Below are 11,211 nucleotides of genomic sequence, written 5' to 3'. Positions count from 1 at the left end.
ACTGGTTCACAAGCCGCCCCGGAATTGGCCCCTTAACGCCAAAGTAGCTGCACCAGATCAAATTATCCGGTGCAGCTGCTGAACTGCGGTTTAGTTATTATTGGTCATTTTGGTGAGCGGGCAACTTGTAGAGGTCATGAATTGATTCATGGTTGTGAATCCGGACCAAGGCACCCTTAATCAGGGGCGCCACTGACAATTGCACCAGCTTGTCAAATTGCTTGGCGGCTGGCAACTTGATCGTGTCGGTTACCACCACTTGCTTCAGATCGGAAGTCTGCAGTTCGGCCGCGGCCTCCCCTGACAACACGGCGTGAGTCGCCACCCCGTAGATATCCTTGGCGCCAAACTTCTTTAACAGGGCTGCCGAAGCCGTCATCCGGTGGCCGGTATCTACGATGTCATCAACGACAATCGCCGTTTTCCCCTTCACGTCCCCGATAATCATATCTGGAATGTGTTCTTCACCACCGGCGGTCCGGTTGTCTTCGGTCCGCTTGTCTACGATGGCAATTGGGGCCCCACCGATTAATTCCGCAAAGCGCCGCACTAAGTTAACCCCCGCATGGTCAGGCGCCACGATCACGACGTTCTCGCTTAACCCTTGGTCCAAGAAGTATTGGATCAAGGTCGGCGCCGCCATCAAGTGGTCGACCGGAATATCAAAGAACCCTTGCACTTGCGGAGCGTGCAGGTCGATCGTGATCAACCGGTCGATTTGGTCCATTTCCAAGAGGTTGGCTACCAACTTGGCCGTAATTGGTTCACGGGAGCGGGCCTTGCGGTCTTGGCGCGCGTACCCGTAGTATGGCATCACGACGTTAACCTTCTTGGCACTGGCCCGCCGCAAGGCATCCACCATGATCAGCAGTTCCATCAGGTTTGTATTCACCGGATCGGAAACGGCTTGGATTACGTAGACTTCACAGCCCCGCACACTTTCGTCAATCGTCACCGCGATTTCCCCGTCGGCAAAGTGGCTGACCGTGCATTCATTCAGTGGCAACCCCAACAACTCAGCGACCTTTTCGGCCAGGGGCCGGTTTGAGTTTAAAGCAAACAGACGCACTTGCGCCGCATTTTTCAATTCCGTCATCTTTTCCACCCTTCTGATCAACAATTACACCAATTCACCAATTATTATCACAATTCCCTGGTCTAATTGCAAGCGCAATGTGCAACCAAGCTTGACCTAGCAATCGGCGGGCGAAAGGTCGACCATCCCGATCATGGGGTCGATGGTCTGGGCTTCAACCAACGCTGGGGTTAATTCAGCGGGGCCAGCCGGGGGCACCGGCTCTGGCGCCTGGTGGTCAAACGGCAAGGCATCCGCTCCAGTTGAAAGGTTCGGATCAGCAGCTGCGGCCAGGTTGGCTGTCGTACTAGGGACGTCAGGTACCGCCGCACGCGGCCCTTTTGGCGCCGCTGGTGGGTTGGCTTCGCCCGCAAAGGCCGCGGCCACCCGCTCCGTCAGGGTCGTATGCCGGTAGTTGGGCGGCGTATTGGCACAGTAGACAAAGGCCTGCGGATCACCAATCAACATCAGGGCGCGGGCGGCCCGGGTCACCGCCGTATACAGCAAGTTGCGCTGCATAATCGTCGGGGCGTTCGGACTCGCCGGGAAATATTCCGGCACCAGCGGCAAGATAACGACCGCCGCCTGGCTCCCCTGGGCCTTATGAATCGTCATACAATAGGCCAACTGCAAGGCCCCCACGTCTTGCGGCCGGGTGTACTCAACTTCCGTGCCATCAAAATCGACGATTAATTTTAAGGCCGCCTTGCTCTGGCGGTTGGTATGTTCCGCGGTCGTCCCTTCAATTGATTGGATCATCCCGAGGTCGCCGTTAAAGACGTTCTTATCTGGATCGTTGACCGTCTGCATCACCTTATCGCCAACCCGAAAAACCCGGCCGTTGCCGAAGGTGACCTGAGGTTTATCGGTGGCTTCAGGATTCAGCTGCGCTTGCAAGTAGGTGTTTAAATACTGCGTCCCGGCCGGTCCCGCATGAATCGGGGCCAGGATTTGAATTTCCATTAAGGACAAACCATGGCGCTCGTGATAAAGCTTCACTGCCTCCGTAATCATCGCCGGGACCGCGGTGATTGGTGCGCGGAAAAAACGCCGCCGCTGATACTTGGCGGGATCCGCCGGGGCAAACAGCTCGGCTGTGACTTCCCCAGCGTTAATCGCCCGCGCCAAGGGGATAATCGACGAATCCGCCGCCTGGCGGTGGATCTGGGTCAAGCGAATCTGGGGTAGGGCTGGGACCGCCAGCAAGTCCCGAAAGACCTGCCCGGGCCCGACCGATGGCAGCTGATCAAAGTCGCCGACCAAGACGACCCGGGTTTTGGGGCCAACCGCGCGCAAGAGCGCCGCGAACAAGGTCAAACTGGTCATCGACATTTCATCGACGATCAATAATTGCCCCGGCAATTCATCATGGACTTCATTAACCAGTGTTTCGTCGGTCACTTCCGCCGTCAGCCCCAGCAAACGGTGAATCGTTGAAGCTTCAATCCCGGTCACCGCACTGATTTGCTTGGCGGCCCGGCCAGTCGGCGCCACCAACAAGACCTCACTGGGCTGGGCTTTCGGGTGCAACTTTAAAAAGGTTTGGACAATTCCCTTGACGATCGTGGTCTTCCCGGTCCCCGGCCCTCCGGTCAGCAACATGACCGGTTTGGTCAACGCCAGCTCAATCGCTTCTTTTTGGATCTGATCGTATTCGTAGGGCTGGTCGGCTTCCACCGCCGCCAATTTGGCCTGCAGGCGCTTGGGCGTCGGCGCCTTGAGGGTTGATTTTTCAATCAATTCATGCAAACAAGCGGCAATCTGCCATTCCGCCGTATCCAGGGCCGCCGGATAGATATGCTCCCCATCGGCCACCAACTTTTCTGCCGTCAGCAGGCTGGCAAAGGCCGCACTGACTTGCGCGCGGCTGACTTGCCCGCTGCGACTAACCAAGCGCAGGGCCGCACTTAACAAGCGTTCCTGATCGACCCAACTGTCCCCGCTTTGGTTTGTCAACTGCCGGGCACTGGTCAGCAGGGCGGCTTGCAAGCGGCGTGAATCGGTCGCGGATACCTGATAGTAACGTCGTGCCAACTCATCGACCCGCTCAAAGCCCAGCTCACCATCTTCTAGCTTTAACAGAGCGTACGGATCAGTGGTCAACTGCGTCAACGTCTGGGTGCCAAAGCGGTCAAACACCACGTTGACCAGCCGCTCAGACAGCCCGTATCCCTTCAGTTGTTCAATGATCTTCCCGGTCGTATTGCCAAAGTCGTGGCTGGTAAAAAAATCGATCAACCGCTGCTGATCGCCAATCCCAAAGCCGGTGATCGTCTTTAAAACTTGCGGATCATCGGTGACCTGCTTCATTGCCTGCTCCCCTAGGCCCTTAAAGACCGCCTGACTCGACTTCTTGGGAGCGTGCAGCGTTACCCCGTGGTATTTGACAAAGGTCGCTAACTGGGGCGGATTTTGCGGCAAAACGACGTGAACACCCGAAGAAGCAAACTGCAAGCCGTAGCGTTTGTCTTCGACCACCCGGCCCTCAAATTCGTAGCGATCACCTTCAACCACTTCGCCCAACTGACCTTTGACGGTAATCTCGCTTTGGTCCCATTCAAAATTGGCCTCTTCCACTTTAACCGCTAAGATCCGGAATAAGCCCCGCTCAAAAATGACCACCTTGACCTTGCCAATCAGCGAAGTCGGCCCAGTGGTGGTCACCTTCTCACTGTGTTCTACTGGTAATTTATCCCACGCCATCCCGTTGTCCTTTCTTAATTTGCCACCGTTTCGCTAAAGCGGGCCACCATTTGGGCGCCGTACCGCCGGTTGGTGGTCAAATACCCCACAAACCGGTAAACCTGGCCCTCGCTGACCGTGCCAACGGGGCCGGTGACCGTAATCATTGGCTGCGGCCAAGGTAAGTCAGTGGTCAGCACCATTACTTCCAAAATACGAAAGAAGCCATCGGCGAAGGCGACTCGCTTTACCACCCCCGTCAATGACCCTTCCGGTGTTGATTTACTTTTCGTCATGACCGCCCAACGCCTGCAAAGTGTGCTCAATTTCGGCAATCTTTTGTTCACTCTTCGCGTAGTAGTCTGGATCCAATTGCTTGGCTTGCGTCAGGAAAGATTCGTACGGTTCGCCCAACGCCATGGCAACCAGGCCCCGATTAAACTGGGTATCGGCCCGCCCCGGGTGCCGCTTTAAAATCCGATCATAGTAGTCCTTAGCCGGCTTAAATTCGCCCAGCGCCAAGCACGAGTCCCCCAGGACTTGGGCGATTTCTGGATCAGTGGGCCGCAAATCCAGGGCCGTCAGTCCATAGGCGACGGCCTGCTTGTAGGCTTGCTTTTTCATGTAGCTTTGGGCTAACATCAAGTAAGCGTCGCCCTTGAGCTTGGCATCCTCAATCTGGTTGTAGTAACTGATCGCCCGGTCCACGTGACCAACGGAATAATACAGATTCCCTAGCCCATACTTCAGCAAGTTGACCGCCTTTTGGTCCCCCTTGGGTTCAAAAATCCCCAGCGCCTTCATAAAGAGTTCTTCGGCTTGTTCGTAGTCTTGCAACCGCGTTAATAACGAGCCCAAATCGTAGTAGTTATTGAACTTGTCCGGTGCCTCATTGATTGCTTCGACCAACCGGTGAACGAGTTGTTCGGTTTGCTTTTGTACTTTTTCTGTCATCTTTACACCTCTCAATTCTCCGAGGGACCTAAGCCACCCCGGAACTTATATCGTATCGGTTGGATCAACGTGATCCTTGTGTAAGTATCCCGTCTCATTCCATTGCACCAACTGGTAATGCTCCCCATCGGCGGTCGCTAAAATCGTCGTCGAAGTATTGCTCAAGCCCCCCTTATCCTTCAGATGGGCCAAGGGAAGGCCTAACAACCCATTGACGCCCGCATTCAACGCGGCCCCGTGGGAGACGACCAAGATATTTTGCTGCGGGAACTGGGTCACGTAATCGTGCACCGCCGCTTTAAACCGGGCAATCACCTGGGGAAAACTTTCGCCCCCGACCAAGGCGGCATCATAACGATCGGGGTGGCGGTGAAAATTCTCCTGCTGGGCCGGCCAGCGCGCCTCCACCTCGCTAAACTTCATTCCTTCCATCTGCCCGAGATCAAACTCGCGCAACCGCTCATCGGTCGTAAGCGCAACTGGCTCAGGTAAAGCCGCCACTAAGCGCTGCGCCGTGGCCTGCGCACGGGGAAGCGGGGAAACATAGGCGTGGGCAAAGGGAATTGGTGCCAAATAAGTGGCCAAGGCATCAATTTCTTTTAAGCTGGTCGCCAACAACGGTGAATCACCATGGGCCCCTTGGTAGCGGCCCTGCTGATTCCATTCTGTCTTGCCGTGTCGAATAAAATAAAGCTTCGTCATCGTGCACCAATCAATCCTTTTACCAAAATTCTAGGTCTATGATAGCAAATATTCGCCAGCCCGGGTCAACTTTTACCAAAAAAGCCGAAATTTTATCGCCTTTTAGCGTGTGTGAACTACTCGGCCATAAATGACCGAGCTTCTGGCTCAAAAGGCACCTAAGTACCTCTTAAGCTCAGAAGACGTTTAGGCAATGCAACGACTAACGCCGTTGAGATCAGTTTGATCTTAATTACTGTTTCGCACCCGTTTTGCACGCTCAGGGTGATACGCCAACAGTAACTCTCGAAGCCTTAAGGACGGCAAGGTTCTGCCCCGCCCGTTGATTCATTAGTTTACCGTCACTAATGCACTAGCCGGAATCGCTTTAGGTAATTTGTCTTTAGCGATGCCGGCTTTTTTAGCAGCTTTGATTGCCGCTTGACGTTCGCGATATTTAATATGCTTCTTGGGATCAAGAGACCAAGTTAGAATGTTGCGACTAGCGTTCAAATCACGATCAATGAGCTTACCGGTGTGCTTTGAAATCCACTGCCGTTCACTCGGGTCATGCTTTTCTTGGTATTGCGTGCCAAATTCCACTTGACTGGTCTTATAGCTATCAACTTTCAGGAGGGTTTTGCCTTCTCGATCGGCCACTTGTTTCAAAAGCAATGCGATTTCATAAGGCTTGATTTTTGCCAACTTGCGATTTTTACCACGATTAGCGGCCTCTGACCACGCTTGATTCTCTTTGCGCATTTCTTTGGCATCAAGCTCTTCAATGACAATTAAGTCATACTTGGCAAACATCTGCCACGCAATCTGACGGTACCGCTCCGTTAGTAAGTTGGCCCGCCGAGCCGAGTAATAACGGATTTGCTTACTCAAGTCCGCAAGTTGCTTACTATCTGCGCTAAGGTGCTTTTCTTTGATCGAACGGCAACGCTTAAGCTTATTGATGGTTGTCTCATACTGGTCTGCTTTGACATTAACGTCAACTAATCGCTTATCTGGCAATTCAAGGTAATTAAGGTAAACTTTTTCATCATCAGAAGTGTGAAAGACTTTGTTATCCTTCATATTCCAGTCGGCGCCAATCATGGTACGCGGCGGTTTCCGCTCAATTTCATTCTTAAGCACTAATTGGAGTTCGTAAGTTCCATCGTCCTTGCGCTTGATTTTAGACGTTACTAGCCGCGCGGTTGCTAAATGTTGAATATTCTCAACGACTTGGATTTCGCCGTAATCTTGGATCTTAATCCAGTGGGGTGACAAGACTTCAATTTGACCGTTATCCGGTAAAGAAACCGTCTTGTGACTCGCTCCGTTGCGTAAGTAAGATAATGAACCTTTCCGATACCAAGAACGGTGTTGTGGATTGTTACCATCACGATTATTACGGTAGGCTTCTTTTTCTTCGTCGGTCATCTTAGCAGCCTTCTTAAGTATCTTCCGATACTCACCAAAGTTGGTAATCAAGGTGACTAAGAATTCTTGCGCCGCTTGCGAATGTAAACCAAGCTGCTTACCATTCCAGCGGCCTTCATGCTGGTAAATATCCCGCGCAAATTTGGGAATAATTTCATCTTTGATCAGAAAGGCTTTATCGATTTTAGTGGTTGGAAAAGGTCGCCCTAAATGCTTACAACCGTAAGTCCTTTCGAGGTAACGTACGGCATAATTATGAAGCTGGTTCTCAACTTCCAAATTACGCGAATGCTTGGCAATCAACGCTGGGGTAGCTACCAAACGAAACCTGCGGACCCGTAGATATTTAGTTTTCTTTGGTAGCTTAACCATTAGCTATTCCTCCTTCTTTCGTTGATCGTCGATGTATTTAGCCACCGCTTGCTCGTTAACGGCCCCAATACTCTCTACGTAATAGCTTGGCGACCACAAATGTCGTCCTTCTTTTTTCCAGTAACTTCGTTGTAATTCGGGGCATTCACGGAAAAGTTGGTAGGCCGTCCCACCTTTAAGCCAACGGACGATGTTCGTGACCGATAGCTTTGGCGGAGCACTCACTAACAAGTGAACGTGATCGTCTTTCCCGATTTCCATGTGGGCAATCTTAAAGCCATACTTGTCAGCGATTTCGTAGACGATGCGCTTAAATGCTTCTTCAACTCGCCCATTTAGAACTTTATTCCGGTACTTGGTTCCCCAAACAATGTGGTAATTAAGATTATAGACAGAAGTCCGTCCATACGTTAGTCTATTCATGTCTTTCATACCAATCATTATACCACAATTCGACACACCCATCTACGAATGGAGGACGCAAAAAAGACCGGTTGCTCCCGGTCTTTCAAAATTTTAAACGTATTGCAACTGCTTTTGTCCACTGAAGGCCCGGTCAATAATGGCACTACCCAGGCATTCTTGACCGTCGTAAAAGACAACCGCTTGACCAGGCGTGATAGCGCGAGCCGGATCATCGAATTCGACGGTAACCATCGAATCATCATCCGCAATCGTCACCGTCACCCCTTCATCGACCTGACGGTAACGGAACTTGGCCGTGCAGTGGAAATGACGCCCGTAGCGGGTCACCACGTCGTCGACCCAGTGAAGGTCCGACGCTTCCAGGTGGGTGGCGTAGAGGTTCGGATGTTCATAGCCTTGCCCGACGTACAAGACATTCTTGGCCATGTCCTTCCCCACGACAAACCATGGATCATTATTTTCCTTGGTGCCGCCCAAGCCGAGGCCGCGCCGTTGCCCAATCGTGTAGTACATCAAGCCGGCGTGCTCACCCACGACCTTGCCGTCCAGCGTTTCCATCTTCCCAGGTTGGGCCGGCAGGTATTGCCCCAAGAATTCCTTGAAGTGGCCATCTTCACCGATAAAACAAATCCCCACGGAATCCTTTTTATCAGCCACCGCCAAGCCAGCTTCCTTGGCAATTTGGCGGATTTCTGGCTTAGTGTAGTGGGCCAGCGGGAACATTACCTTGGCCAATTGGGAGTGATCCAATTGGGACAGGAAGTAGGTCTGGTCCTTATGCGTATCCTTGGCCCGCATCAAGTGGGTATTGCCATTTTCATCGCGCATCAAGTCAGCGTAGTGCCCCGTTGCCACGTAATCGGCCCCCAATTGGGTCGCGTATTCGATAAAGGCCTTGAACTTGATTTCCTTGTTACAAATTACATCGGGGTTCGGCGTCCGGCCCTTCTTGTATTCGTTAATAAAGTACGTGAAGACCCGGTCCCAGTATTCTTTTTCAAAGTTGACCGAGTAGTACGGAATCCCAATTTGACTCGCAACTTTGGCGACGTCCTTGTAATCTTCCGTTGCCGTACAAACCCCATTTTCATCGGTATCATCCCAGTTTTTCATGAAGACGCCCACGACATCATAGCCTTGGCGCTTGAGCAAGAGGGCCGTGACACTAGAGTCCACGCCCCCGCTCATCCCCACGACAACCCGGGTTTGACTGTTATCAGCCATGCATTCTCACCATCATTTCTCATAGATTCTGGAACGAATTACGATTGAAGGTCGCATGTCCAGTAACGACCATTGTACCAAAGATTGGCCCAAAGGTCATGGCAAAGCCCTTATTCTTGCTCATGGGCAGCTTAAATCTTTTCGAAAATCCCCCGCGTTACCATTTCATCCAAGATGAAGTGGTATTGGAGGGTAAATTCCGCCTGGCGGGCGTGGGTAAAGATGTTGACCTTATTGAATCCCGTCGCATTCACCGTCTCCATCTTAAAGCCGCTTAAATCACCGGCTACGGTAATGATCAACCGGGCTGCCGGCTGAAAGGGATTGGTGCGATCCAAAGAACCACTGTACTTGTAATTGCCCCGCTTGGATTTTTCAAAGCCCAGGTCTAACAGCGTGTACGGCTTGATTTGCGGGCTGATCCGGTAGGTATCGGCATCGCCAGCCAACTTGATTTGTGCTTGGTATTCCATCAATCTTCCCCCAATTTATCCTTTGATCCGGCGAATGATCTTCACCACGGTCGCGACAAACTGCTCGATCTCGGCCGCGGTATTTAAAGCCCCGAAGCTGACCCGGATCGATTCACTGATTCGCGGTGAATCCGCCCCGTACATCGCCGTTAAGACGTGCGAAGGTTCCAGGCTGCCGGCCGTGCAAGCCGAGCCCCCCGACACCGCAATCCCAGCCAAATCAAGGTTGGTCTGCATAATATAAGTCGAAACGCCCTTTAACCACAGGTTCAGCACGTGATTGAGGTTATCTGGCGCCACACTGCCGTTGATTTCAAAGTCAATCCCCGCCGCGGTCAAGCCCGCGATGATCTGCTGCTTAAAATCATAGTAGCGCGCCTGACGGGCGGCTTTTTCCGCCGGGGTATCCAGGGCGACCGCCTTGGCAAAGGCCGCAATCGCTGGCACGTCTTCCGTGCCGGCTCGGCGTTTGGTCTCCTGGTCGCCCCCCTTTAAGTAGCTCGGGAAGTTGATCCCGCGCCGCCGGTACAAGAAGCCCAGCATCTTGGGGCCATTGAGTTTATGGGCCGAAGTCGACAAAAGGTCAATGTGATCGCGGTGGACATCAATGTCTAATAGCCCATAGGCTTGCACCGCATCAGTATGGAGCCAGGCCTGGTGATCAGCCAAGCAGGCCCCAATTTCGGCAATCGGCAACCGACTGCCGACTTCATTGTTACCCATCATAATCGAGACCAGAATCGTTTCGTCATCCAAAGCGGCTTCAAAGTCGGCCAAGGAGATCTGACCGGCTGCATCGACCGGCAGGTAAGTGACCCGAAACCCTTGGGCTTCCAAGTACTTCATCGGCTTGAGGACCGCTTCATGTTCAATCGCGGTCGTGATAATGTGCTTGCCCAAATGCTGGCGGGTCAAGGCGGTTTGAATAATCGCCGTATTATCGCTTTCCGTGCCCCCACTAGTGAAGACAATCTCATCATCCAAGGCGTGAATGCTCTGCGCAATTACGTGCCGGGCGTCTTCTAAGACCTGCTTGGCCTGCCGGCCGTAGCCATAGCCCGTTGAGGCATTCCCCCAGGATTGGTGCAGATTTTCGACCAAGGTGTCAATCACCGGCTGGGTCATCGGCGTCGTCGCCGCATTATCAAGATAAATTTCCGCCATTAATCCAACTTACCTTCTTTCATGGCTGCAAATAAGTGCAACAGCATCGCGGCCGAACGCCGCCCAGCTTCTAAAATAAATTCGTCAAAGGAGCCGCTGGCCTGTTCGTCCCCGGTGTCCGACATTGCCCGGACCACCACGTATGGGACCTGGTGATCAAAGGCTACCTGGCCCACCGCGGCGCCTTCCATTTCAGCGGACAACGCATCCGGGAAGTGGGCCTTGATCTTGGCAATTTGGGCCTGGCTGGCCACAAACTGATCACCAGTTACGATCAAGCCCTGCTTAATGGTCAACCCCGTAGCCGCGCCCGCTTGGGCCAAGGCCGCCCCCCACTTCTTAGAAGCTGCATAGACCGCGGGTTGACCAGCGGGCAATTGCCCATACTGGTAGCCAAAGGCCGTCACATCAACATCGTGGTAGGCCGTGGCCGTGGAAATTACCACGTCGCCGACCTTTAAGCCAGCGCCAATTCCCCCCGCGGAGCCAGAGTTGATCACGACATCGGCCCCAAAGTCGACAATCAAATGTTCCGCCGTCAAGGCCGCTTCCACCTTGCCGATGCCAGATTCCACCAGAATCACGGCCTGGTCGCTTAATTTTCCCTGGTGGTAGTGCTTATCGCCTAACGTTGTCACTTTTTCATCGACCAGTTGGGCGATCAGCGTTTTGATTTCCTCTGGCATGGCACAAATAATTCCGAATTTCATGTTCTTTCCTCCGTTTTGC

11 protein-coding genes are annotated in these 11,211 nt (G+C 52.8%); all 11 read right to left on the bottom strand.

All coding sequences use genetic code 11. The annotated features are described in order from the left end of the window. Positions 1–97: 97 nt before the first annotated feature. The gene (locus tag FC43_RS04540) at positions 98–1,096 is read right to left on the bottom strand and encodes a ribose-phosphate diphosphokinase (protein WP_056954453.1); all 999 of its coding nucleotides are present in this window, start codon (positions 1,094–1,096) and stop codon (positions 98–100) included. A 96-nt stretch (positions 1,097–1,192) separates the two neighbouring features. Continuing rightward, on the bottom strand, positions 1,193–3,778 hold the full coding sequence (gene recD2, locus FC43_RS04535) for an SF1B family DNA helicase RecD2 (protein ID WP_056954448.1): 2,586 nt from the start codon (positions 3,776–3,778) through the stop codon (positions 1,193–1,195). Between the two features lie 14 nt (positions 3,779–3,792). Then, entirely contained in the window at positions 3,793–4,053 is a 261-nt protein-coding gene (locus tag FC43_RS04530; protein ID WP_156648270.1) for a YrrC family ATP-dependent DNA helicase, read from the bottom strand. Beyond that, on the bottom strand, positions 4,040–4,711 hold the full coding sequence (locus FC43_RS04525; RefSeq protein ID WP_019205117.1) for a tetratricopeptide repeat protein: 672 nt from the start codon (positions 4,709–4,711) through the stop codon (positions 4,040–4,042). The genes FC43_RS04530 and FC43_RS04525 overlap by 14 nt, the downstream gene beginning before the upstream one ends. A gap of 45 nt (positions 4,712–4,756) precedes the next feature. Continuing rightward, complete coding sequence (locus tag FC43_RS04520) at positions 4,757–5,413, bottom strand: histidine phosphatase family protein (protein ID WP_019205116.1); 657 nt, start codon at positions 5,411–5,413, stop codon at positions 4,757–4,759. A gap of 330 nt (positions 5,414–5,743) precedes the next feature. Continuing rightward, positions 5,744–7,195 carry a zinc ribbon domain-containing protein gene (locus FC43_RS11235; RefSeq protein WP_056954442.1) on the bottom strand — a complete coding sequence of 484 codons (1,452 nt, stop codon included), beginning with the start codon at positions 7,193–7,195 and terminating at the stop codon, positions 5,744–5,746. A gap of 3 nt (positions 7,196–7,198) precedes the next feature. Further along, complete coding sequence (gene tnpA / locus FC43_RS04510) at positions 7,199–7,627, bottom strand: IS200/IS605 family transposase (protein WP_056954524.1); 429 nt, start codon at positions 7,625–7,627, stop codon at positions 7,199–7,201. 84 nt (positions 7,628–7,711) lie between these two features. Next, positions 7,712–8,845, bottom strand: coding sequence for a tRNA 2-thiouridine(34) synthase MnmA (mnmA, locus tag FC43_RS04505; protein ID WP_056954440.1), 1,134 nt, complete (start codon positions 8,843–8,845; stop codon positions 7,712–7,714). A gap of 131 nt (positions 8,846–8,976) precedes the next feature. Continuing rightward, on the bottom strand, positions 8,977–9,318 hold the full coding sequence (locus FC43_RS04500; protein ID WP_019205114.1) for a hypothetical protein: 342 nt from the start codon (positions 9,316–9,318) through the stop codon (positions 8,977–8,979). 15 nt (positions 9,319–9,333) lie between these two features. Then, positions 9,334–10,482, bottom strand: coding sequence for a cysteine desulfurase family protein (locus tag FC43_RS04495; RefSeq protein WP_056954438.1), 1,149 nt, complete (start codon positions 10,480–10,482; stop codon positions 9,334–9,336). Continuing rightward, entirely contained in the window at positions 10,482–11,192 is a 711-nt protein-coding gene (locus FC43_RS04490; protein ID WP_056954435.1) for a 5'-methylthioadenosine/adenosylhomocysteine nucleosidase, read from the bottom strand. The genes FC43_RS04495 and FC43_RS04490 overlap by 1 nt, the downstream gene beginning before the upstream one ends. Positions 11,193–11,211 lie beyond the last annotated feature (19 nt).

Source organism: Limosilactobacillus ingluviei DSM 15946, from assembly GCF_001435775.1.
Classification (GTDB): Bacteria; Bacillota; Bacilli; order Lactobacillales; family Lactobacillaceae; genus Limosilactobacillus; species Limosilactobacillus ingluviei.
This window is presented reverse-complemented; position numbering and strand designations above follow the sequence as displayed.